Source organism: Mesorhizobium sp. C268A (assembly GCF_040324475.1).
Taxonomy (GTDB): domain Bacteria; phylum Pseudomonadota; class Alphaproteobacteria; order Rhizobiales; family Rhizobiaceae; genus Mesorhizobium.
In genome coordinates, this window is record NZ_JAMYVX010000003.1 from 674,169 (window position 1) to 697,203 (window position 23,035).

Sequence of the window (23,035 nt, forward strand, 5' to 3'; positions counted from 1 at the left end):
AAGGTCAGCAATACTGACTTAAATCGACAGGGCGCTGGACGCAACCTCATTCCATTGGTCCAAAGCGCCCCGCCGTGATCCGTCTATCCCGAGCCAGCCAGGCCGGCACAGTCTACCTGCCGTGGGCCCGCGCCGACAACAGGCTGGGAGCGGCGGCCGCCTCCTGATGGCCAGCCACACGCCGCAGGCCTTTGCGCCTCGGCGTGTTCCCGGGAAGCTTCACGCCATGCGCGAGGCCGAGGGCAGCCAGGATGCGGATGAAGAGCCAGCCGAGATCGATCTGCCCGCGTTCCAGGCCGAGCTTTGCGGATTCGGGAAACGCATGGTGATTGCCGTGGAAACTCTCGCCAAAGGTCACCAGGCCGAAACGCGGCAGGTTGTAGCCCTGCACGGCAACGCCATCGACGCGCCAGCCCTGCTGCCCGCTGCGATGTGCGAAATGCCCGACCAGCCAATGCCCGGTCAGCGACACCGAGATCCGCACCGCAATGCCCCAGACCACCCAGCTCCACCCGCCGAGCAGAAAGAAAAGGATCGTCCACGGCAGTTGCTGCAGCATCCAGGTCCGCTCGACAAATCTGTAGAAGCGGTCGTTGCGGATCGACGGCTCGATGACGAAGTCAGGCGGATTGCGCAACGCCACGGCGCAATGCATTTGCCAGAAAGCGTCGGTGAAGAAAGGCCGGCGGTGGGCGTGCAGCTCGTGGCAGGCCGTCTGGCGCTGCGCCCAGTCTCGTATGTCATGCGCATAGATCATGCCGAACGGACCGGCCATGCCGATGAGCGTGCCGAGATAGACCAGCGCGTGTTCGAGCCAGATGTGAACCTTGAACGAGCGATGGATGAGCAGGCGATGCATGCCGACCGAGTGTCCGGCGCAGATCGTCACCGCCGTCGTCGCTACGAACAGGGCGAAAGCGCTCCAGCTGAAGGTCAGCGGCCCGAACACCAACGCAATCAGCGTCATCGCACCGACCCAGATCGACTTGGCCGGCATCCAGACGACCTCGCCATCTTCGGCATCGCTCAAGGGCTGCGAGATCATTCTGCCTGTGGATATGGTCTTCATCGGTACCCCTCCTCTGCAGGAAACATTTCCGTACCAAAGAGCCTTGCCTTCCGGCGCGCAGGCGCTTATTTAGGCAATAAGCTAACTATCTACTATTCCGATTTAGGTATTTAGGCAATAGACTAAATACCGGAAGCGAAACGACAGAGGCAGGCGGTGATCGAAGACAATGCAGCGGATGGCGACACGGCTATCGGGGCAAGCAGCGCCATACAGCGCGTGTTCGAGGCGCTGTCATCGCAGCCAAGGCGCAAGATCCTCGCCTATCTCGCCCACTCCTCGCTGACCGCGGGCGAGATCGCGGCGCGCTTCGACATGTCGAAGCCGTCGATCTCGCAGCATCTGAGCATCCTGGAGACGGCCGGCCTCATCGCCAGGGAGCGGCAGGGACAATTCATCCGCTACTCGCTGGTCCAGAACAATCTGGTTAACACGCTGAACGGCTTCGTCCAGGACGTCTGTCCGGTATCGCGCCCGATCAAAAGGGAGAGTAAGAATCTGGCGAGCGGCAAGGTCGATCCCAAGCCGGTAAAATAGTTGGACTGAGACTACATCCCCTGCGGGCCCCGGTTCATCGCCGCCACGCCGGTGCGGCAGATCTCGACCAGGCCGAGCGGCTTCATGATGGCGATGAACTGGTCGAGCTTCGAACCCTTGCCGGTAATCTCGAAGATAAAGTGCTCGGTGTTGGCGTCGATGACCGACGCGCGAAAAGCATCCGCCAGACGCAGCGCCTCGACGCGGGCTTCGCCAGTGCCGGCGACCTTGACCAGCGCCAGCTCGCGTTCCAGCGGCCGCTCCTGGCCGAACTCGTGCGAGCGCACGGTGAGATCGACGACGCGGTGCACCGGCACGATGCGCTCGAGCTGATGCTTGATCTGCTCCAGCACATGCGGCGTGCCGCGCGTCACGATGGTGATGCGTGACAGGTGCTTCTCGTGTTCGGTCTCGGAGACGGTGAGGCTCTCGATGTTATAACCGCGGCCGGAAAACAGGCCGATGACCCGGGCAAGCACGCCGGGCTCATTGTCGACCAGAACGGAGAGCGTGTGGTTCTCCGGCTTTTCCGTTTCCTTGGCGATGAAATAGGCGGAGCCGGTCGGTTGAAGCTGTGCGTTCATGACATGAATCTCGATTTCAGACTTTGAGCTAATTCTCTGTTTGCGCACGGCTTCTCGCGACAGCCCTGCCCCGGCTTGGACCTAGACCAGTTCCCTGCCCTTGGCGTCGATGGCGTTGGCCACGGCTTCGTCGGTCGCCTCGTCGGGCAGGAGCATTTCATTATGCGCCTTGCCCGACGGGATCATCGGGAAGCAGTTGGCGAGCGTCGCCACCCGGCAATCGAACAGCACCGGCTTCTTCACCGCGATCATCTCCTTGATCGCATCGTCCAGCTCGTCCGGCTTCTCGCAGCGAATGCCATGGCCGCCATATGCGTCGGCCAGCTTGACGAAGTCGGGCATCGCTTCGGTGTAGGAATGCGACAGACGGTTGCCGTGCAGCAGTTGCTGCCACTGGCGCACCATGCCCATATACTGGTTGTTGAGGATGAAGATCTTGATCGGCGCATTGTGCTGCACCGCCGCGCTCATCTCCTGCATCGTCATCTGCACCGAGGCATCGCCTGCGATGTCGATGACAAGCGCATCCGGGTGCGCGATCTGCACGCCGAGCGCCGCCGGCAGGCCGTAGCCCATCGTGCCCAACCCGCCCGACGTCATCCAGCGGTTCGGCTTCTCGAAATGATAGTGCTGCGCCGCCCACATCTGGTGCTGGCCGACCTCGGTGGTGATGTAGGTGTCCATGTCCTTGGTCAGTTCGTAGAGCCGCTGGATGGCATATTGCGGCATGATCACATCGTGGTTCATCTTGAACGCGAGCGAGTCACGCGCGCGCCATTTGGCGATCTGCTCCCACCAGGGATGGAGCGCCTTCTTGTCGGCCTTGGCGCTCGCCCGCCACAGCCGCACCATGTCCTCCAGCACCCGGCCGACATCGCCGATGATGGGCACTTCCGTGTGCACGTTCTTGTTGATCGACGATGGATCGATGTCGATGTGGATCTTCTTCGAATTGGGCGAGAAGGCGGTCAGCCGTCCGGTGATGCGGTCGTCGAAGCGCGCGCCGATGCAGATCATCACGTCGCAATCATGCATCGCCATATTGGCTTCGTAAGTGCCGTGCATGCCCAGCATGCCCATCCAGTTCTTGCCCGATGCAGGATACGCGCCGAGGCCCATCAGCGTCGAGGTGATCGGGAAGCCGGTGAGGTCGACCAGTTCGCGCAGCAAATGGCTGGCCTCCGGACCGGAGTTGATGACGCCGCCGCCGGAATAAATGATCGGCTTCTTGGCGCTGGCCATCAGTTCGACGGCGGCCTTGATCTTTTCCAGGTCGCCCTGGACCTTCGGCTGATAGCTGGTGCGCGGCGCCGCTTGCGGCGGCACATAGATGCCTTTGGCGAACTGCACATCCTTCGGAATGTCGACCACCACCGGGCCGGGGCGGCCGGTCGTCGCGACATGGAAGGCCTCATGGATGGTGGCGGCCAATTCGTTGACGTCCTTCACCAGCCAGTTGTGCTTGGTGCAGGGGCGCGTGATGCCGACCGTGTCGCACTCCTGGAACGCGTCGGAGCCGATCAGCGAAGTCGGCACCTGCCCGGTCAGGCAGACCAGCGGGATCGAATCCATCAGCGCATCCTGCAGCGGCGTCACCGCATTGGTGGCGCCCGGGCCGGAGGTCACCAGCATGACGCCGGCCTTGCCGGTCGAGCGGGCATAGCCTTCGGCCGCATGCCCTGCGCCTTGCTCGTGGCGGACGAGGATGTGCTCGACCTCGTCCTGCTGGAAGATTTCGTCATAGATCGGAAGCACCGCGCCGCCGGGATAACCGAAGACATGCTTGACGCCATTGTCCTTCAGCGCCTGCACCACCATTTCGGCGCCAGTCATTTCCCTGTTTGGTATTTCGCGCCGTTCGTTCTGTCCGTTGCTCATCGGTCTGGTCCCGTACTTCTAGCCATGAGGCGATTGCTGGTCGTTTAGTCGTGTTTCGGGCAATAAAAAAGGCCCCCGATGGGAGCCTGTGTGTTGCGCATGGGAGGTTTTCGCCCGGCGGTTACACCGCCTTGCCCACGCGCTTTCCTACGAGAATGAGTGCCTTTTTCATCGTGGCGGACACTACGAGGGTGAAAGGCAAGGTGTCAACGGGAAAAACGCGCGATGCGAAAGACAAAGCAAGTGGCCCGCCGCCTCTGGTCGGCGGGCCACCGCGGCGCATACGATACCCCTAATCGCACCGCGCCGGGAACAAGAGCACTGCCGTGTCACGTCAGGATCAGCACGATCTTGTACGTATCCGGGTCGACGATGACGATGCGCCCGTCGGCCAGCACGAAGTACTCATAGGATTCGTAGGCCGGGACGATCTTGACAATGCGCGCCGGCAGACGGTGCAGGCGCACTTTGTGCCGCGGCACCTCGATGCCGACCGAAATGTCGAAGTCGACGTTCTTCACCGGCTCAACCCTGGTCTCGTGGATGATCTGCGTGACCTGCGTCTTCTGCTCGACGGTCACGTTGTTGATCGAGGCCGTATTGCCCTGGTCGGTCTGAACGTTTGTGTTGCCCTGAGCGTTCTGCTCTGTGGTGGTCCCGGCCTTGCCCTGGGCCTGCTGGTCCGTGCTGGTGCCGGTCTGGCCCTGAGCGTTCTGCTCGGTGCTGGTCCCGGCTTTGCCCTGAGCCTGCTTCTCGGTGCTGGTGCCGGTCTGGCCCTGAGCGTTCTGCTCGGTGCTGGTCCCGGCCTTGCCTTGGGCCTGTTCATCCGTCTTGAGCTTGGCCTTGCCCTGAGCCTGCTTCTCGGTGCTGGTGCCGGTCTGGCTCTGAGCATTCTGCTCGGTGCTGGTCCCGGCCTTGCCCTGGGCCTGTTCATCGGTCTTGAGCTTGGCCTTGCCCTGAGCCTGCTGATCGGTCGTGGCGCCGGCCTGACCCTGAGCATTCTGCTCGGTACTGGTCCCGGCCTTGCCCTGTGCCTGTTCATCCGTCTTGAGCTTGGCTTTGCCCTGAGCCTGCTGATCGGTCGTGGCGCCAGCCTGGCCCTGTGCATTCTGATCGGTCTGTGACTTCATCTTGCCTTGCGCCTGTTCGCCGGCCTTGCCGCCCTTCTGGCAATCGGCCGCGCCGGCGGCGCAGTTGTCGCCACCGCTCGGCTGCACGGCCTGGGTCTGGGCGATCGCGGCGCCGCACCCGACGCCAAGCGCAATCATGCTCGTGATCAACACATGTTTCATCTGCTTTCTCCTTAAAGAGTCGGTCCCTCAGCCTAGCCAACTCTGCCAAAAATACTTTGTTCCACATTTTGTGAATAAAATCGGGCTTCTAAGAAGACCAATGAATGTTGGCAGTAATTTTGCAACAATCACCTACAAATTGCATCAAACAATTAATGCAACGCAACATTTTGTTTTTTCCTGAGCTTGTGATCCCATAGCGATGACACCAGCCTCACAAGCTTAGAAGTACTCCCGTCGTCATGACCAGGATGGCTACCCCGAAAACAGGCAAGAGCAACCATCGTGCCTGATGGACGCTGTTGTCCATTAACGCCTCCCACAAGTGCTGATCTCAACGATGCCGAGAACCCTGTGTTCCGCCCTGAGGAGGCTCTAGGACCTCTACAGCCTGGCACCAGACTTTGGTCCCTCCCCCTATCGTCCATTGGCCCGATGACGCCCGGACCGAAGCCCCACACGGGAACGCAGCCGCGAAAAGCCCGTTCGGCTCCCGGTGTGTGCATCAACCTCATCAACACCACCCGTATCGGAATCGAGCTCGCGCAAGATGCATGAGCGTTGCTCGCATGAAGGAGAGAATCATGACGACCATGTACCAGTCGACCGCAATTGCCGGATTCTTGCTGCTCGCGAGCGCCGGCGTAGTTGCCGCTCAAGACGTCATCATCGCGCCGGAGCAGGAAACGGTTGTGCGCGAATACGTGAAAAAGCAGCCCCTTGCGTCGGTGAAGATTCCAGGTGTCGAATTGAACGTGGGGACCGCCATTCCCGACACGGTGGAACTGCATGAAGTGCCGAGCGTCAAGTATCGCTACGTTGTGGTCGACGGGCGAACCGTGCTGGTCGACCCCGGCACGCGGAAGATCGTCAAGATCATACAGTAACGCTGATCCCACCGCCGTTCCCCGCGGGTGGCGGTGGGATCATGCCCTGAAATTGCGGTTTCCCCGGCAATTCAACCTGGCGCTTGCTCGCACCATCGACCGTTCTAGATGTAGGATGGCTTAGGCATTTTGGCGCGGCCAAAGTCGCGGGGTCGGTTGAGACGTGCGCTACATTGATAGTCTCTATCAAAACTGGAACAGGCTATCGTTGGCTTGGCAGTTCATCATAGTCGGAAGCATTGGGCTGCTGTCGCTGATGCTGGTCGTCGGCCTATGGGTCACCTCGCAAATACGAGATGGAGTGATCCGCAACTCTGCAAGCACGACCGCGCTTTACGTCGACAGTGTCATCGCGCCAATCCTGCCGGATATGCGCAAAAGCCAGCAGCTCAGCGACACCGTTAAACGGGCGCTCGATGAAACCCTGGACCAGGGTGCTCTCGGCAAAAAACTGGCGTCGTTCGTGCTTTGGCGGCGTGATGGCAAGGTGCTGTACGCCAAAGACGCGGCTCTTATCGGCCAGACCTTCGAGCCAAATGCGAACTTGCTGCATGCGTTCGGTGGAAACGTGGTGGCGCAATTCAATGATCTGGACGAAAATGAAAGGAAGGAACGGAAGAGCCCCACCGCCTCGCTGCTCGAGATCTACAATCCGGTTCGAGAGCCGTGGTCGGGCGATGTTGTGGCCGTTTCCGAGTTCTACGAGATAGCCGACGATCTTCAGGGCACTTTAAACTCGGCACTATGGTCGAGCTGGCTGCTCGTGGCTGGCGCGACCGCGGTCGCCTTGGCGATGCTCTCGGGAATCGTGCTTCGCGGCAGCAGCACTATCGAAACGCAGCGTTCAGCGCTTGAGACACAAGTGGCCGAACTTCAGTTGCTTTTGGAGCAGAATTCCGCTTTGCGGGAGCGCGTCCAGCAGGCGTCGCGCCGCGCAACGGCAATCAACGAGCGTTACTTGCGTCGCATCGGGTCTGATTTGCATGACGGTCCAGCTCAGCTGGTCGCACTGGCTGCGCTGCGCATGGACAGCCCTCTGCTGCTCGATCCCGCCGCATCCCCAAGCCACCGCAAGACCGAGATCGCCGATATCCATCATACGTTGGACGAGGCGATGCGGGAGATCCGCGCCATCTGCACCGGCCTCGTGCTGCCACAGATCGAAGCTTCGACAGTCGCGGAGATATTGCGGCTTGCAGTTGCCGAACATGAACGCCGGACGGCCTCCTCCGTATCGCTTTCACTGCCATCTCGCCTGCCCGACCTGGGGACGTCCGAGAAAATAAGCATCTTTCGCTTCGCGCAGGAGGGGCTGAACAATGCCTGGCGACACGGTCTGGGCAAGGGGCAGGCTGTCAAGGCGAGAGTGACGCAGGGCAAGCTCCTCATTCAAGTGCTTGATCACGGCCCTGGATTCCAGTCGGGATCGTGTGAAGGACTTGGACTCGCCGGTATGAGGGAACGTATCGAAAGTATCGGAGGTCACTTCGAGACCTTTTCGAGCCCCAGGGGGACCCGGCTGACCATAACGCTCAACATCGAGGACCAGAAATGACCGCTCCCATAAGGATTGCCATTGTTGATGATCATCCGCTGTTTCGCGAGGGTGTGGCTCGCAGCCTCGCCGAAATCGGCGGCTTCGAAGTCGTTGGTGCGGGCGAAACCGCGACGGATGCCGAACAGCTTGCGGCCTTGGCAAATCCCGACATATTGCTGCTAGACATCAGTTTGCCGGGAGGGGGTCTGGCGGCAGCGGAAAATATTCTTGCAACTCAGCCTGACTGCAAGATCGTCATGCTCACCGTCTCGGAGGCGAACGCCGATTTGGCAACGGCGCTCAGGCTGGGCGTACGCGGATATGTGCTGAAAGGGATTGGGGCGGCATCGCTGGCCGAGGTGCTGACTTATATAGCCGCAGGAAAAAAATATGTTTCGCCGACCCTGTCAGCGCAGCTTTTGAATGAACTGATCCGGCCGGAAAAGCGCACAACCGATCTCGTTGCCAATCTCTCGGGACGCGAGCTTGGGATAATCTCTTTGGTAGGCGAAGGACTGAGCAATAAAGAAGTCGCCAAACGTCTCAACCTGCAGGAGAAAACGGTAAAACACCACATGACTCGGATATTTCAAAAGCTAAAGGTGCGAAACCGCACCGAAGCAGCCATTCTTATGCACGCGCCCAAAACGGGTCTTGTATAGGGAGATCGGGGCTTGTCTGAAGGTCGGATGCTGGTTGGCGAACCAACAGTCACAGCCCTTTCAGACGAGCAATGTCGGAGGCCCTTACGGCGCGTTCGACAATTGTCCTTCCAAGCGGATCCTTCATAGTGAAGCGGCCGGCCTCGATGCTTTCGCTGAATCCATCGCGATGCACGACCTGGATTTTGGCGCCCTGTACCGTCACCGTGTCGCCAGCGGCATTGACTTGGCTACTGGGAGCTTGGCTACCGGGGGCGTTGTCGCCGGCACCATTTTTTCCCTTTCCGTTGGCGTTGCCATTCCCGGCGTTGCCGCCTGAGCCATTACCGTTACCACTACCGTTGCCACCACCGTTACCATTGCCATTGTTTCCGCTCTTGGCGCTGGCAGCGGCGAATTCGATCTTGTAGCCGTCGACATGGCTCAACCGCAGACCAAGCACCGGCATCGCCACCGCAACCGCCGCGAATACGCGCAAGCTAAAGTACGCCCGGCGACGCACGGATGAAAACAGGGGCTGCCTTTCTCCATTCATGCCACCATCACATCATGATGTGTCACGGTATTCAAGAATGAACAGCCCAAAATTGCGGCTCACAAACGCTGAGGAAACTCTCCTTTCGTGCTTGCAGCTCGATTCTCAGACCTTCGTCTGAGTCAAATATACACCGAAGTCTGACCTACTGATCTTGGGCCGCGCCGACGGATGTCGCAATAAAATCCGCGGTGACAAGGCTCGTCACCGGTAGGGATCGGCAGCGAGGCGCGAGCGCCTGCGGCACGCAGATGCTTGCGGCAGGTCTCCGGCATACGGTTAGCGCATGCTCGCCGTCGAAGCGGTAGCACATGCCGTTCCTTCCCCGGATTATGATCAGGCGCGATTGGCGAAGTCGCGGACAACCCGTTGCAGCAGCGGCATGTAGTCGCGAAATGCCCGGGTCTTCATGTTGGCGATCTTGCCGGCCTCGTCCCAGATGCGGACCCGAACCGCTTCCTCGTGGAACGGGTTCTTGCGGAACTCGGCCACCTCTTCGGCATTCATCGGCCCGCCTTGCAGCGACAGCGTGTGGACCGAGGCCTGCGACAGCCTGCCGAAATAGGTCGGGTCGGTAGCGCAGAGGTAGCGCTTGGCCGCGACGTGCAGCCTGACGCATTCGACGATCACGGGTGGAAAGAACGGCGCCAGCACCTCGCCGCCGGCTTCGTCATGATGCTTGTCCTCGACATCGTCGGGCGAATAGGTGCCGAACTCGCTGGTGTAGTGGCCGATATCGTGCAGCAGTGCTGCCGCCACCAGCACATCGGGCGCGCCGTCCTTTTCGGCGAACCAGGCGCCCTGCAACATGTGCTCCGACATGGTGACGGGTTCGCCGAGATAGGATTCCGCCCCTCGGCGTTCGAAAATATCGGCGATGAATCCGACGATGTTGCCCGCGTTCAAATCCTGGCTGCTCATTCCGCAGCCTCCTTGAAGCTGTGTTCGATGGTAGCCAACGTCGACAAAAGGCCATCCTTGTCGGCGTAGCAGCCCTGCAGCCAGCGCTTGCCGGTGCCGGAGAACGCCTTTCGGGCATGCATGACGCGGGTGTTGTCGACGATAAAGGCCTGGCCCGCCTCGAGCCTGAAGGTGACTTCGAAGGAAGGATCCTCGATCAGTTCGGCAAACCGGCGATAGGCGGCGTAGTAGGCCTCCATCTCCGCGAACGGCACATCGACGGTCGGCGCCAGCGAGCGGTTGTTGAAGCGGATGGCGATGAGTTCGCCATCCGGCCCGAGTTCGATCATCGGCCGTTTGGCCTGCAATCGCACGCCCGACGACCCCGCATATTCGAAACGCGCCGGGTATGAACTCAACAGCCGGAAGCCTTCGGGGTTTTCGGCCTGCAGCGCGGCCGCCACGGCAAAACCATCGACGACGCTGGATTCGCCGCCCTCCACCGTGTTTTCGATGCAGGACAGGATCTGCAAGGTCGGCACCGGATCACGATAGGGGTTGTCGGTGTGCGCCTGCAGGCCAAGATTGGTGTAGGCCAGATTGGTTGGATTGACCTCGGCGCGCACCTCGAACCAGCGGCCGTAATTGGTCTCCCTGATATAGCCGAACAGATCGGACACTTTGCACAGCGCCCCGGATTCGGCCGGCAGATCGTCCATCACCGCGAAGCCGTAGGTCTTCACCGCCGACAGCCATTGCCGCAAGACGGCGCGGTCGCGGCTGGCCGCGAGATAGCCGGCGCGCGGCACCGAATTCTGCATAGAGGCCCTGGTCCATCGCACGGTGCCCTCGCCTGTCCAGCCGGGCTGTCGGGCGGCATCGCGGTCATAGGCATTGGCGCTCAGCCATGCCGCAGGAAAGCGCACCGTCTTTCCCTCCGGTTCGAAACTGACTTCAAGCGCATCGCCCTTGATCGCGGCTGCGCCGATCCATGTCTGCGCGGGAATGTCGAGAATGGTGATCAGGCGCTGGCCGTTGCCGGCGCTGCGCGTCTTGTCGTCGAGCGCATTGTCGCGCAACCACACTGCGTGAAAGCGAGTGCGCGCGCCATCCTTCCACCCGAGGTCGATCGTCCTTCCTTCGTCGCCGATCAGCACCTGGCTAAGCATGGGGATCCGTTCCTGTCCGCTGCGCCCCGCAGCCAACTCCGCAGGGTTTCCGGTTGCATCGTGATGATGTTGAAGGCATAACTCAAATTATCATTTTGCGGCCAAAGGCCATAAACTGTTTATGACTGAAACAACCTTGCCCTTGCCCCCGCTTGACTGGCTGCGGAGTTTCGAGGCCGCCGCGCGGCTGTCGAATTTCACCGCCGCCGCGGCCGAGCTTGGCCTGACCCAGGCTGCGGTCAGCCAGCACATCCGTTCTCTCGAAGAGCGGTTGAAGCAGCCGCTGTTCATCCGCCTGGCGCGCGCGGCGTCGAATTGACGCCGGAGGGTGCCGCCTACCTGCCGCATCTGCAATCGGCCTTTGCCGTGATCGCCAACAGCACGCGCGAGCTGTTCGAACCCAAGACCGTCCAGAGCGTGACGATACGCTCGCCGATCTCGTTTGCCGTGCTGATGATCGCGCCGAAGCTGCCGCAAATGGCCAAGGACCTGCCCTTCGTCCAGCTGCAGATCGAGACCATCCACACACCGGCCGATTATGGCGAGCGCTTTGTGGGTCTCGACATCCGATTCGGCATTGGCTCCGGCTCTTTTGCCGGACGGCAGGCCGACCGCCTGACCCGCGAAACCTTGACGCCGATGGCGTCGCCGCATCTCGCCAAGGCCAAGGATTGGACTGGATTGCCGAGACTTACAGTGGTCGGCGCGCGGGAAATGTGGGGCGAGTGGTTCGCCGTCGCCCGGATGAAGCCGGCGCTGGGGCCGACGCACAAATTCGACAGTTTCGTTACCGCGTTGGAGGCGGCGAAGCACGGCGCCGGCATGGTGCTGGGATCGCGACCGTTGGCCGACGCGGCACTGCGCGACGGATCGCTTGTCACCCTTTCCGGCTTCGCTCTGTCGAGCGGTGCCGGCCACTATCTAACCGCACCCTCGGGCGCGCATCTGAGCCCTGCCGAAGAAGCGGTCCGCCGCTGGTTCGTGACGGTCTTCGGCGTCCCGATTTCCCGATAAGCCCCTGAATACGCGGCAAACTATTGGACGACGTGACGCGGCGCATAATTTGTCGCGATACTGCGCCAGGCCGGACGTCAAGCTTCGGCAGGGTTCCGCTCGCTACAGGCGGCCAGGAAAAATCGCGGAGGAAATTCAATGCTCGACAAGGCCCCCAACAAGAAGCTTTCCGACCTGCTCGATCGCTTCGGCGCGGCACTCACCGCCGGCGACATCGACAAGGCGGTCGCCTGCTTCCAGGAGGATTGTTACTGGCGCGATCTCGTCACCTTCACCTGGAACATCAAGACGATGGAAGGCCGCGACCAGGTGCGCGACATGCTGGTCAGCCAGTTGGCCAGGACCAAACCGTCGAACTGGGCGATCGCCAGGGGCGAGGATGCCACGGAAAGCGACGGCGTGCTCGACGGCTGGATCAGTTTCGAAACGTCTGTCGCGCGCGGCTTCGGCCACATCCGGCTGAAGGACGGCAAGATCTGGACGCTGCTCACCACCATGGTCGAGCTCAAGGGCCATGAGGAGCCGGCCGGTTTCGACCGCCCGCTCGGCGCCAAGCACGGCCATGGCAAGAACCGCCCGACCTGGAAGGAGGAGCGCGAGAAGGAAGCCGCCGAACTCGGCTTCAAGACGCAGCCCTATACGCTCATCATTGGCGGCGGCCAGGGCGGCATCGCGCTCGGCGCCCGGCTGCGGCAACTCGGCGTTCCCACCATCATCGTCGAGAAGAACGAGCGTGCCGGCGACAGCTGGCGCAAGCGCTACAAGTCGCTGTGCCTGCACGACCCGGTCTGGTACGACCATCTGCCCTATATCGACTTCCCCAAGAACTGGCCGGTCTTCGCGCCCAAGGACAAGATCGGCGACTGGCTGGAAATGTACGCCAAGGTGATGGAGCTGAATTACTGGTCATCGACCGAGGCCAAGAGCGCCGTTTATGACGACAAGAAAAAGGAATGGACCGTTGTCGTGCGCCGCGACGGCAAGGACATCACGCTGAAGCCGAAACAATTGGTGCTGGCCACGGGGCAATCCGGCAAGGCCAACATGCCGAACTTCAAGGGCATGGACACATTCAAGGGCGACCAGCATCACTCCTCGAAGCATCCGGGACCCGATGCCTATGTCGGCAGACAAGCTGTCGTCATCGGCTCGAACAACTCCGCCCACGACATTGCAGCAGCCCTTTGGGAGGCCGGCGCCGACGTCACCATGGTGCAGCGCTCGACCACGCATATCGTCAAGTCGGACACGCTGATGGAGATCGGCCTGGGCTCGCTCTATTCGGAAAAGGCGGTCGCGAGCGGCATGACCACCGCCAAGGCCGACCTCGTCTTCGCCTCCCTGCCCTACAAGATCCTGCACGAATTCCAGATCCCGGCCTATGCCGAGATGAAGAAGCGGGACGACAAATTCTACAAGGGCCTGGAAAAGGCCGGCTTCATGCTTGACTGGGGCGATGACGGCTCCGGCCTGTTCATGAAATATCTGCGGCGCGGCTCGGGCTATTACATCGATGTCGGCGCCTCCGACCTGATCATCGACGGGTCGATCAAGCTGAAAAGCGGTGTCGACGTGAAGGAGATCAAGGAGCACTCCGTTCTGCTCTCCGACGGATCGGAACTGCCGGCCGATCTCATCGTCTACGCCACCGGCTACGGTTCGATGAATGGCTGGGCGGCCGATTTGATCTCACGGGAGGTCGCGGACAAGGTCGGCAAATGCTGGGGCCTCGGCTCCAACACCACCAAGGACCCAGGCCCCTGGGAAGGCGAGCTGCGCAACATGTGGAAGCCGACGCAGCAGGAGGCGCTGTGGTTCCATGGCGGCAATTTGCACCAGTCGCGCCATTACTCCCAGTTCCTGGCGCTGCAGCTGAAGGCGCGCATGGAAGGCATCGCCACGCCGGTCTACGCGCTGCAAGAGGTTCACCACAAGGGTTAGGCAGCGCCGCCGATGCGCTTCCAGTAGATGAGCGTGCCGGTCAGCCCGCCATGCGGTTTCAGGGCAAAGTCCGGTATTTCGCCAGTGAGCGTGAAGCCGAGTTTTTCGTAAAGGCCGGAAGCGCCCTCCTCGGTTGCGGTGTCCAGCACCAGAAGCGTGCGGCCTTTCTCGACGGCGAGCGTTTCGGCCGCCCGCATCAGCCGGCTCGCTATGCCCTTGCCGCGGTGTTCGACGCGGGTCATGAGCTTGGCGATCTCGGCCCGGTGCGGCTGATTGACCGGAAAGTCGAGCAGCAAGGTGACGGTGCCGACCAACGCGTCGCCATACCAAGCGCCCAGCACCGCTCTTTCGCCTCTCTCTGCTGCCATCAACGAGTTGCTCCAGAAAGTTTCCGCCGCTTGCCTGGATAAGGGATGCATGAAGCTGACGGAGCCGCCGGCCGCGACCGTCTCGATCAGGAGGTCGGCCAGCATGTCGCGTGTTCCCGCAGTCAGCGACCTGATTTCGATGGGACTCACCTGCACTTTCCCTTGCTAATCCAGACGCGCGACGCGGCGCCGCTTTCGTCTCGCCTTGATCGCGGCGATGCGATCGGTGTCTTTCGGCTGCAGATGCAGCCCGCGTTCGAGGATTTCGAGCGTGTATTCCTCATAGGTCAGGCCAAGCCGCTCGGCCTTTTCCATGCGCATCAGCATCACGTCACGGCTTGGCGCCTTCCACGCCTTGGCATGCGCTGCCTGCCAGGCCAGGAAGATGTAGGGATCGCCCTTGCCCCATGGCGGGCCCTTGTAATCATCGAGCGGCGGTCCGCCATTGTCGGAGCGCTTGGGACGTCTTGCCACGATTTCAGCCCCTGACCAGCGCAACCAGATAGTCGGCCGGCTGCGGTCCGACGGCATGGAACGTGCAGTCCGACGGCGCGCCGAGCGCCAGGCAGTCGCCGGGCTCGAGACTATGCACCATATCACCCTCGGTGAACTCAAGTCGCCCGGAGATCAGCCACATCTGCTGCTTGATGAAGGCATAGGACGCCGCCGGGAAACTCACACTGGCGCCAGCCGGCAGTTGCACCCGGATCAATTCGAGCGGCGTGTCGGAAACCGGCGACAGATGCCGACGGACATAGCCCGTACCGGGGTCGCGCCAAACCGGCTGCTCAATCTCGCGCAGCAGGCCGCCACCTTGCTGCTCGGCGCGTGCAATCAGCGTCGACAGCGTCATGCCGAAAGCAGCGGCGATGCGCACCAGCAGCGCGGCCGTCGGGCTGGTCATGCCGCGCTCGATAGTGCTGAGCATGGCTTTGGAGACGCCGGAGCGGTTCGCCAGGTCGGCCAACGACCAGTCCCGCAAGGCTCTTTCGGCGTGGATTCGTCTGCCTATCGTGGCCGACATGTCATTCGCTATATCAGTCATTCGTCCAATATATCGAATCTTCGGATTGGGGGAAGAGGCCGGCCGGTTGAATTTTCGCTGACGGGTTAACCCCTGCTACACCATCCCGCATCACGCCACCTTAACCCCGTCTGTGTAGGATCGAGGCTCCACGGGAATGGGGATCGGATCGTATGTTTGTCGAGCGCGAAGCCTCCGTCGGCGAACCGACCTCGCAGGAGCGCCGCCGCGCAGAGCAGAGCGACAAGCGCATTCTCGGCAACGTCGTGCAGTGCGACGGTGCGCGCGCCACCATCAGCGCCTATGCCGACGACATCGAAGGAGCGGTCACCGGCCTGTGGACCGTCGGCAAGATGATCTCCATCAATCTCGGGACATCGCGCACCGTTGGTCTGGTCTACGAAATCGGCAAATCGGATCGCGCCTGGAGCAATGAGGGACAAAATCCCATCGAGGTCAGCGTCGAGCTGATCGGCGAAGTGCGCGACGGCGCCGAACCGGGGGCCAAACCGGTGTTCGACCGCGGCATCACCACCTATCCTCATATCGGCGCCATAGCGCACCGCATCCGTACCCGTGATCTGCAGGCGGTCTACGATCTCGCCGGGCGTCATTCGATCACCATCGGTACGCTGTCGCAGGATGAGTCGATCGACGCCAACATCGCCATCGACGACACGCTGGCGCGCCATTTTGCCGTTGTCGGCACAACCGGCGTCGGCAAATCCACCGCCATCTCGCTGCTGCTGCGCAAATCGATCGCCGCCCGGCCCGATCTGCGAATCCTCATTCTCGATCCGCACAATGAATTCGCGGCATCCCTGCCTGAGTTCTGCGTCCGGGTCGATTCCAAGACGCTTGACCTGCCGTTCTGGATGTTCAGGCTTGAAGAATTCGCCGAAGTGCTGTTTCGCGGCCGAGAGGTCGTGCCGGAAGAAGTCGATGTCCTGCGCGACCTGATCCCCGCCGCCAAGAACCTCTATCGCAATCCCAATTCAGGCTCTTACGTGCGCCGCGGCAGCGATGCGCTGACCGCCGACACGCCGGTGCCCTACCGCATGGTCGATCTCATCAAGCAGATCGACGAGCGCATGGGCCTCCTGGAAAGCAAGAACGACCGCCCGACGCTGAAATCGCTGAAGACGCGCATCGAGTCCGCCGCGTCCGACCCGCGCTATCGCTTCATGTTCAATTCGCGGCTGATCGAGGACACGATCCACGAGACGATCGGCAATATTTTCCGTGTGCCGCATCATGGCCGCCCGGTGACCTGTTTCGAGATGGCCGGCATGCCGTCCGAAGTGGTCAACTCCGTCTGTTCGGTGCTGGCGCGCCTGGCCTTCGACCTTGCGCTGTGGAGCGAGGGCCGGCTGAAGCTGCTGTTGCTGTGCGAGGAAGCGCACCGCTATATGCCGGCCGATCCGCGCCTAGGCTTCGCCCCGACAAGGCATGCACTGTCGCGCATCGCCAAGGAAGGCCGCAAATATGGCTGCTATCTCGGCGTCGTCACCCAGCGCCCGGGTGAACTCGATCCGACCATCCTGTCGCAATGCTCGACCTTCTTCGCCATGCGGCTGGCCAATGAGCAGGACCAGGCGATCATCCGCTCGGCGATCGCCGATTCCTCCGCCTCCACGCTGGCCTTTCTGTCCTCCATGGGCCAGCGCGAAGCCATCGCCTTCGGTGAAGGCGTGGCGACGACCATGCGGCTGAAGTTCGAAAAACTGGCGGAGAACCTGATCCCCGGCACCGCCAAGCGAGAGCAGGACGAGTTCTCGCAGGACGGCAACGACGTCGATCTCGCCGCCATCGTCGAGCGGCTGCGCAACGTCCCGAAACCGCAGCAGCAGATGGCCTTCGCCGAGGTCGTGGACTCCGGCCGCCAGGCCGGCGATCCCGATTACCGCAAGCCGGCCACCGCCCAGCGCGTCCAGCCCGACGACGATTTCGACCTGCGCTACGGCCTCAAGCCCACAACCTTCGGCATGCGCCCGCAGAACGATTGACCTTCAGCGTAGCGACTTTTTTGCCGGCCAATTGAGAAGCCGCCGGAGCGCCAGGGCTCGGCTTCGTTGGCCGCTTGGGTAAATCACGCCAGAAAATTCGTCAGGCTGAGTCGGTCGGTGTCGACTTCGGGAACCGGAGCGGAGCGGACATTGAGTCCGTGAGCACCGGCCTACGCCGGCCGTAGCCATAGCTGCCGCCACCACCTCATGAGTGCTTCGGCCGGCGAAGGCCGGAAGCGCAGAAGACGGCATCAAACGGCCAGCCTCACGAATTTAATGTCGGGATTTCAGGCGCAGACGCGGTTGCGGCCTTGCCTCTTCGCCTCGTAGAGCTGGCGGTCGGCGCGGCGGTAGAATTCCTCGGCCGTTTCCTTCCGATCCCAGACGGCAAGACCGACGCTGGTGGTGATCTTGAGGCGGACATTGCCCGACAGCACCGACATGTTGGCAATCGCCTTGCGGATGCGTTCGGCGAACTTCCCCAACAACTCCGCGTCCATGTTGGGGGTGACAACGGCGAACTCTTCGCCGCCGAGCCGCGCCACCACGTCGTGATAGCGCGTCATGCCTTTGAGGCAATTGGCGACTGCCCTCAGCACCTCGTCGCCGACATCGTGGCCATGCGTGTCGTTGACCTGCTTGAAATGATCGAGGTCGAGGATCATCAGCCCGACGGGCTTTTCGATGCGGCGGAATTCCTCGAGATATTCCTTCAGCGCATCGTCGAAATAGCGCCGGTTCTGCATGCCGGTAAGGCCGTCGGTCAATGCCGCATGCTGCAGCGTTTCCGAGCGGGCGCTGAGCGAAACCGTCATGGCGCGCAGCTTGCCCTCTTCCGTGGCCTGCCTACGGATCAGCGGGTAGATGAAGAACACGCCGAAGAACAGCGCTGTCGCCAGCAGCACCCCGGTGACAAACAGCAGCGTGTTGAGATAAGCGATCCTCTCGACCCGGGAAGTCGTATCGTGACCGACCGCGATGGACTGCAATTGACCATAGGCATAAAGCGTCACCAGGCCTGCGGCCAGGATCACGAAAATAAAGACGAAAAATGCGGATTCCGCCTTGTGGAAACGCATCTGCTCCCCGTTGGAAAAGTACCCCCCGGATCTATGGCATGCCGGCGCCTTACGGACGGTTAATCCAGACAACCGGAGCGGGAATGTTCATTCCTACTTCTGTTTCTTTAATTGTATTGGCAGCACGAAAATCAAATCACGGCTTGCAGGCCGTCGCCGGGCCGCAATCTCAGCCATTCCGGTCCCAGCTGATGGCGAAACCACGTCGTTTGCCGTTTGGCATATTGCCGCGTCGCTGCCTTGCAGCGCTCGATGGCCTGAGGAAAGCTGATGTCACCGGCCATGGCGGCCGAAAGTTCGCGAACGCCGATCGCCTTCATCGCCGGCAGCTCGGGATCGAGGCCAAGCGCCGCAAGCCGTTTGACCTCATCGAGCGCGCCGAGATCGAGCATGCGGTCGAACCTTGTTTCGATCCGCTCGACAAGGGCGGCGCGGTCCGGCTCGATAACGAAGAACCGAGCGCTGTCGCGGTCGATCAGCGGCCGGCCGCGCGCTGCCTGCCATTCGAGGATGGAGCGGCCGGATGCATCGAGCACCTCCAGCGCCCGCACGATGCGCTGGCCGTCGGTCGGCTTCAGCTGCATGGCGACCGCCGAATCCTCATGCATCAGGATGCGGTGCAGCTTGGCTGCGCCTTGCTCCTTTAACTCGTAGCGCCAGCGGTCGCGTACCTGCTGCGGAATGTCGGGCATTTCCGAAATGCCCTCGGCAAGTGCGCGAAAATAGAGCCCGGTGCCGCCGACGAAAATCACCGGACGTTCAAAGCCGGCGTCATCGGGCTGTCGGGCGAGCGTGCCGTCATCGATCAGCTTCATCACGTCGCGCAGCCAGGCGCCGGTGGAATAGGCGGTGGAGGGATGCACGTGGCCATAGAGATAGTGCGGCGCGCGGGCGAGGTCGGCGGCATTCGGCCGCGCCGTCAGCACATCGAGCACCGAATAGCCCTGCATGGAATCGGTGTTGACGATGACACCGCCCTTGCGCTCGGCGAGGTCGAGCGCCAGCGCCGACTTGCCGCTGGCGGTCGGCCCGGCTATCAGGATCGCGTTCTTCACGCGGCCCTCGCCCGCCTGCCCGCCCTCGCCCAGCTGCTTGGAAGCCTCGATGCCGCTCATTGCCACGCTTGTGTCCCACCCCGTCCGCCGCGCGATGTCGGCCTCGCTTGCGAATATGGCCTCACGGTCGGTCGGCGCAAGCGCTGTTCGCTGGCTGGGCGAAGGCGTCGCCTGCGACCTGGTGCTGCCCGAGGGTGCGGAAGCCGCTGAGGCAAGTGCCGCCTTGCGCTTGGCACTTGGCTCCGAGCCGGTCGACGTGATCGTTCAGCAGGCCGAAAGCCGCCGCAAGACAATCCTGCTTGCCGATATGGATTCAACCATGATCGACCAGGAATGCATCGACGAACTCGCCGACGAGATCGGCGTCAAGGACCGCGTCGCCGCCATCACCGCACGCTCGATGAACGGCGAGATCGCCTTCGAGCCCGCCTTACGGGAACGCGTAGCGTTGCTGAAAGGCCTCGATACGGCCGTTGTCGACCGCATCATCGCGAACCGCTTGACGCTGGCGTCGGGCGGCCGCGCCCTGGTGCGGACGATGCGCGCCAATGGCGCCTGGACGGCGCTTGTCTCCGGCGGCTTCGACGTCTTCACCAGCCGTGTCGCCGCCATGCTCGGCTTTGAGGAAAACCGTGCCAACCGACTGATCGAGGAGAACGGGCGCTTTGCCGGCCTGGTCGCCGAGCCGATCCTCGGCCGCGCCGCCAAGGCCGATGCGCTGAACGATATCTCGGCCCGCCTGGGCCTGACGCCATTCGATGCGATTGCGGTCGGCGACGGCGCCAACGACCTCGACATGATCCGCCTGGCCGGCACCGGTGTCGCGCTCCACGCGAAGCCGGCCGTTGCTGCCGAAGCCGAGGTCCGCATCGACCATGGCGATCTCACCGCACTGCTTTATCTCCAGGGCTACCGCCAGGAAGAGTTCGCCCAATGAAACCGATGCGCACCGAGCGCCTCATCCTGCGCAACTGGGAAGACCGCGATCGCGAACTCTTCCACCGCATCAATTCGGACGAGCGGGTGATGGAGTTCTTTCCATTTCGCCGCGACCGCGCCGAGACGGATGCCAAGATGGACGAGTTTCAGGGCTGGATCGCCGAGGACGGCTTTGGTTTTGCCGCCGCCGAGATCGCCGCGACTGGGGAATGCATCGGTTTCGTCGGCCTCTTAAAGACCGATCACGTGCCATCCCTGCCCTCCGATACGATCGAGATCGGCTGGCGGTTGGCGCCGGAATTCTGGCGAAAGGGCTATGTCACGGAGGCCTCCGAAGCCTGGCTCGCCTTTGGCTTCGAGACGCTTGACCGGGACGAGATCGTCTCCTTCGCCGTCGCGGCCAACCGCCGCTCGACGGCCGTCATGGAGCGTCTTGGCATGAGCCCTGACCCGGCTCGCGATTTCGACCACCCATCCATCCCTGACAGCCACCCGCACCTCAAGCGGCATGTCCTCTACACCCTGTCGCGCAAGGACTGGCAGGCAAGAAAAAGGGCGGCTAACTAGCCGCCCTTTTCATTTCGAAATCAGATCGTTGCAGGCCTGACCGGACTCAATCCATCCGGATCGTCACGAAGCGCAACTCGCCTGTCTTGGACGCCAGCATCAAGAGCGCATTCTTGCGGCCCTGCTCCTTCAGCGCGCCGATCCGGTCCATCACGTCCTTCGGGGTCGCGACCGATTCCTGGGCGATTTCGGTGATCACCTCGCCGGCCTGGATGCCGCGCTCGGCGGCGGCCGAATCCTTGGTGACGTCGGTGATGACGACGCCGGAGACGTCGGCCGCGATGCCGAATTTTTTCCGTGTGTCGTCATTGAGCTCGCCGACGGTCATGCCGAGCACCGAGGCCGTGGAGACCGCGGGCGCCTTGTCGCCGCCCTTGTCCTCATCGGTAGTGCCGTCCTCACCGGCAGCGACCTTCTCGCCGTCCTCAAGCCGGCCGAGCGTCACCTTCACCGTCTGCTCGACGCCCTTGCGCACGATGATCACGTCGACCGCCTTGCCGACCGGGCTTTCCGCCACGACGCGCGGCAGGTCGCGCATTTCATGGATGTCCTTGCCATCGAACTTGATGATGACGTCGCCGGCGAGAATTGTGCCGTTGTCGACCGGTCCGCCCTTGATGACGCCGGCCACCAGCGCGCCCTTGGCGGTCGCCATGCCGAGGCTCTCGGCGATGTCGTCGGTCACCGGCTGGATGCGCACGCCGAGCCAGCCGCGACGGGTCTCGCCGAACTGGCGCAGCTGGTCGACGACGCCCGAGGCAAGCTGCGAGGGGATGGAGAAACCGATGCCGATCGAGCCGCCCGACGGCGAGATGATCGCCGTGTTGATACCGATGACCTCGCCCAGGCTGTTGAACAGCGGCCCGCCGGAATTGCCGCGGTTGATGGCGGCGTCGGTCTGGATGAAGTCGTCGTAGGGGCCGGAATTGATGTCGCGGTTGCGGGCCGAGACGATGCCGACCGTCACCGTGCCGCCAAGGCCGAACGGATTGCCGATCGCCATCACCCAGTCGCCGACGCGCATCTTGTTGGAATCGCCGAATTTCACCGCCGTCAGCTTGTGGCCCTTCGGGTCGACCTTGAGCACCGCCACGTCGGTCTTGGTGTCGGTGCCGACCAGCGTCGCCTTCAGCGTCACGCCGTCGGAGAAATTCACCTCGATGTCGTCTGCATCGGCGATGACGTGGTTGTTGGTGACGACAATGCCTTGCTCGGCGTCGACCACGAAGCCGGAGCCCAGCGACTGTACCTTTTGCGCGCCGCCATCCTTGTCGCCGCCACGGTTCTTGAAGAAGTCGTCGAAGAAATCCTGGAACGGCGAACCCTCGGGCAGCTGCGGCATCGGCACCGCGCCCGGACCTTCCGTGCCCTTCACGGTCTGCGAGGTCGAGATGTTGACCACCGCACCGAGCAGGCCTTCGGCGAGGTCGGCAACCGAAGCCGGTCCGTCCGCGGCCATCGTCGGCGTCACGAAAGCTGGAACGGCAAGCGCGCCGACCAGAAGTGCCGCAGCACCTGCGATGAACGTCCGCCGCGCCGCGCGCAGAAGGGTGTTGGATGTCATCGAAAGCCTCCCGGATTGCAGAAAAGAAAAGCGCTTCGGCAAAACGCCGCGTCGCGTCATGTTGGCAAGAAATACGGCACGTTTGCGGCTATGGCCACATCAGGAGGATAAATCCTCCGTTACACCTTAGAACGGTTCGCCGTTTCGCGGAAACGGCGAACCGTTCGATCCCTTTGCTTTTACGCAATTCCGGACGGAAAACCGCTCACACTTTCCTGGAATTGCAGATCAGCGGTCCTCAGCCACGCACCAACCAGACGATGCCGACGCCGATGGCGATCGCCACCAGCCCGACGATGCGCAGCGCAATTTCCGGCGTCGACAGCACTTCGCCGGCAAGACGTTTGGCAAGGCCGGGAAAGCCGCCATAGACCAGGCCCTCTACGACGAGGACCAGGCCTATGGCCGCAAGGAAATCCTGCACCGCC

General features: G+C 62.1%; 24 protein-coding genes. 10 read left to right on the forward strand and 14 right to left on the reverse strand.

The genetic code is table 11. The annotated features are described in order from the left end of the window. Positions 1 to 112: 112 nt before the first annotated feature. Complete coding sequence (locus tag NKL06_RS30145; RefSeq protein WP_023690917.1) at positions 113 to 1,069, reverse strand: acyl-CoA desaturase; 957 nt, start codon at positions 1,067 to 1,069, stop codon at positions 113 to 115. Between the two features lie 156 nt (positions 1,070 to 1,225). On the opposite strand from NKL06_RS30145, the gene NKL06_RS30150 reads away from it, so the two are divergent. Continuing rightward, positions 1,226 to 1,606, forward strand: coding sequence for a metalloregulator ArsR/SmtB family transcription factor (locus tag NKL06_RS30150; RefSeq protein WP_023702997.1), 381 nt, complete (start codon positions 1,226 to 1,228; stop codon positions 1,604 to 1,606). Between the two features lie 11 nt (positions 1,607 to 1,617). Here NKL06_RS30150 and ilvN read toward each other — a convergent pair whose 3' ends face one another. From ilvN to NKL06_RS30165, 3 genes are all read right to left on the reverse strand, one after another. Next, entirely contained in the window at positions 1,618 to 2,190 is a 573-nt protein-coding gene (gene ilvN / locus NKL06_RS30155; RefSeq protein ID WP_023668352.1) for an acetolactate synthase small subunit, read from the reverse strand. A gap of 81 nt (positions 2,191 to 2,271) precedes the next feature. Then, the gene (locus NKL06_RS30160; protein ID WP_023690916.1) at positions 2,272 to 4,068 is read right to left on the reverse strand and encodes an acetolactate synthase 3 large subunit; all 1,797 of its coding nucleotides are present in this window, start codon (positions 4,066 to 4,068) and stop codon (positions 2,272 to 2,274) included. A 329-nt stretch (positions 4,069 to 4,397) separates the two neighbouring features. Continuing rightward, a complete protein-coding gene (locus NKL06_RS30165) occupies positions 4,398 to 5,360 on the reverse strand; it encodes a DUF1236 domain-containing protein (RefSeq protein WP_023690915.1) in 963 nt (320 codons plus the stop codon). Positions 5,361 to 5,944: 584 nt separating this feature from the next. Between NKL06_RS30165 and NKL06_RS30170 the strand changes: the two genes are divergently transcribed. From NKL06_RS30170 to NKL06_RS30180, 3 genes are all read left to right on the forward strand, one after another. Further along, positions 5,945 to 6,247 carry a DUF1236 domain-containing protein gene (locus tag NKL06_RS30170; protein WP_023731684.1) on the forward strand — a complete coding sequence of 101 codons (303 nt, stop codon included), beginning with the start codon at positions 5,945 to 5,947 and terminating at the stop codon, positions 6,245 to 6,247. Positions 6,248 to 6,410: 163 nt separating this feature from the next. Beyond that, complete coding sequence (locus NKL06_RS30175; RefSeq protein ID WP_023690914.1) at positions 6,411 to 7,802, forward strand: sensor histidine kinase; 1,392 nt, start codon at positions 6,411 to 6,413, stop codon at positions 7,800 to 7,802. Continuing rightward, positions 7,799 to 8,446 carry a LuxR C-terminal-related transcriptional regulator gene (locus NKL06_RS30180; RefSeq protein WP_023668347.1) on the forward strand — a complete coding sequence of 216 codons (648 nt, stop codon included), beginning with the start codon at positions 7,799 to 7,801 and terminating at the stop codon, positions 8,444 to 8,446. The genes NKL06_RS30175 and NKL06_RS30180 overlap by 4 nt, the downstream gene beginning before the upstream one ends. A gap of 49 nt (positions 8,447 to 8,495) precedes the next feature. On the opposite strand, the gene NKL06_RS30185 is transcribed toward NKL06_RS30180, so the two are convergent. The 3 genes from NKL06_RS30185 to tmpA all read right to left on the reverse strand — a co-directional run bounded on the left by NKL06_RS30185 (position 8,496) and on the right by tmpA (position 11,050). After that, positions 8,496 to 8,924, reverse strand: a complete 429-nt coding sequence (locus NKL06_RS30185) for a hypothetical protein (protein WP_023750905.1) — start codon at positions 8,922 to 8,924, stop codon at positions 8,496 to 8,498. Positions 8,925 to 9,317: 393 nt separating this feature from the next. Next, positions 9,318 to 9,902 (reverse strand): (R)-1-hydroxy-2-trimethylaminoethylphosphonate oxygenase, encoded by a 585-nt coding sequence (gene tmpB / locus NKL06_RS30190; RefSeq protein WP_023690912.1) that lies wholly within the window; start codon positions 9,900 to 9,902, stop codon positions 9,318 to 9,320. Beyond that, a complete protein-coding gene (gene tmpA / locus NKL06_RS30195; protein WP_023690911.1) occupies positions 9,899 to 11,050 on the reverse strand; it encodes a 2-trimethylaminoethylphosphonate dioxygenase in 1,152 nt (383 codons plus the stop codon). The genes tmpB and tmpA overlap by 4 nt, the downstream gene beginning before the upstream one ends. 121 nt (positions 11,051 to 11,171) lie before the next feature. Between tmpA and NKL06_RS30200 the strand changes: the two genes are divergently transcribed. The 3 genes from NKL06_RS30200 (at position 11,172) to NKL06_RS30210 (ending at position 14,005) form a co-directional block, all read left to right on the forward strand. Next, positions 11,172 to 11,369 carry a LysR family transcriptional regulator gene (locus tag NKL06_RS30200; protein ID WP_348625489.1) on the forward strand — a complete coding sequence of 66 codons (198 nt, stop codon included), beginning with the start codon at positions 11,172 to 11,174 and terminating at the stop codon, positions 11,367 to 11,369. Continuing rightward, positions 11,366 to 12,064, forward strand: coding sequence for a LysR substrate-binding domain-containing protein (locus NKL06_RS30205; protein ID WP_348625488.1), 699 nt, complete (start codon positions 11,366 to 11,368; stop codon positions 12,062 to 12,064). Before NKL06_RS30200 ends, NKL06_RS30205 begins: the two co-directional genes overlap by 4 nt. A 138-nt stretch (positions 12,065 to 12,202) precedes the next feature. After that, entirely contained in the window at positions 12,203 to 14,005 is a 1,803-nt protein-coding gene (locus tag NKL06_RS30210) for an NAD(P)/FAD-dependent oxidoreductase (protein ID WP_023690910.1), read from the forward strand. Here NKL06_RS30210 and NKL06_RS30215 read toward each other — a convergent pair. The 3 genes from NKL06_RS30215 to NKL06_RS30225 are packed head-to-tail and all read right to left on the reverse strand — an operon-like array spanning position 14,002 to position 15,418. Beyond that, the gene (locus NKL06_RS30215; protein WP_023690909.1) at positions 14,002 to 14,523 is read right to left on the reverse strand and encodes a GNAT family N-acetyltransferase; all 522 of its coding nucleotides are present in this window, start codon (positions 14,521 to 14,523) and stop codon (positions 14,002 to 14,004) included. The genes NKL06_RS30210 and NKL06_RS30215 overlap by 4 nt on opposite strands. A gap of 15 nt (positions 14,524 to 14,538) precedes the next feature. Beyond that, on the reverse strand, positions 14,539 to 14,847 hold the full coding sequence (locus NKL06_RS30220) for a hypothetical protein (protein ID WP_023682084.1): 309 nt from the start codon (positions 14,845 to 14,847) through the stop codon (positions 14,539 to 14,541). A gap of 4 nt (positions 14,848 to 14,851) precedes the next feature. Next, positions 14,852 to 15,418 carry a helix-turn-helix domain-containing protein gene (locus NKL06_RS30225; RefSeq protein ID WP_023690908.1) on the reverse strand — a complete coding sequence of 189 codons (567 nt, stop codon included), beginning with the start codon at positions 15,416 to 15,418 and terminating at the stop codon, positions 14,852 to 14,854. Between the two features lie 152 nt (positions 15,419 to 15,570). On the opposite strand from NKL06_RS30225, the gene NKL06_RS30230 reads away from it, so the two are divergent. Further along, positions 15,571 to 17,403, forward strand: a complete 1,833-nt coding sequence (locus tag NKL06_RS30230) for an ATP-binding protein (RefSeq protein WP_023668338.1) — start codon at positions 15,571 to 15,573, stop codon at positions 17,401 to 17,403. Between the two features lie 287 nt (positions 17,404 to 17,690). Here the strand turns inward: NKL06_RS30230 and NKL06_RS30235 are convergent, their stop codons facing one another. Next, positions 17,691 to 18,482, reverse strand: coding sequence for a GGDEF domain-containing protein (locus tag NKL06_RS30235; RefSeq protein WP_023690907.1), 792 nt, complete (start codon positions 18,480 to 18,482; stop codon positions 17,691 to 17,693). 131 nt (positions 18,483 to 18,613) lie between these two features. Continuing rightward, positions 18,614 to 19,597, reverse strand: coding sequence for a tRNA (adenosine(37)-N6)-dimethylallyltransferase MiaA (miaA, locus tag NKL06_RS30240; RefSeq protein ID WP_023690906.1), 984 nt, complete (start codon positions 19,595 to 19,597; stop codon positions 18,614 to 18,616). Here miaA and serB point away from each other — a divergent pair. Both serB and NKL06_RS30250 read left to right on the forward strand, forming a co-directional pair. Beyond that, on the forward strand, positions 19,587 to 20,474 hold the full coding sequence (serB, locus tag NKL06_RS30245; protein ID WP_023692053.1) for a phosphoserine phosphatase SerB: 888 nt from the start codon (positions 19,587 to 19,589) through the stop codon (positions 20,472 to 20,474). The genes miaA and serB overlap by 11 nt on opposite strands. Continuing rightward, complete coding sequence (locus tag NKL06_RS30250) at positions 20,471 to 21,043, forward strand: GNAT family N-acetyltransferase (protein WP_023690905.1); 573 nt, start codon at positions 20,471 to 20,473, stop codon at positions 21,041 to 21,043. Before serB ends, NKL06_RS30250 begins: the two co-directional genes overlap by 4 nt. Positions 21,044 to 21,089: 46 nt before the next feature. Here the strand turns inward: NKL06_RS30250 and NKL06_RS30255 are convergent, their stop codons facing one another. Then, a complete protein-coding gene (locus NKL06_RS30255) occupies positions 21,090 to 22,607 on the reverse strand; it encodes a DegQ family serine endoprotease (protein ID WP_023668334.1) in 1,518 nt (505 codons plus the stop codon). A 238-nt stretch (positions 22,608 to 22,845) separates the two neighbouring features. Continuing rightward, the gene (locus NKL06_RS30260; RefSeq protein WP_023668333.1) at positions 22,846 to 23,031 is read right to left on the reverse strand and encodes a DUF2065 domain-containing protein; all 186 of its coding nucleotides are present in this window, start codon (positions 23,029 to 23,031) and stop codon (positions 22,846 to 22,848) included. Between the last annotated feature and the right edge of the window lie 4 nt (positions 23,032 to 23,035).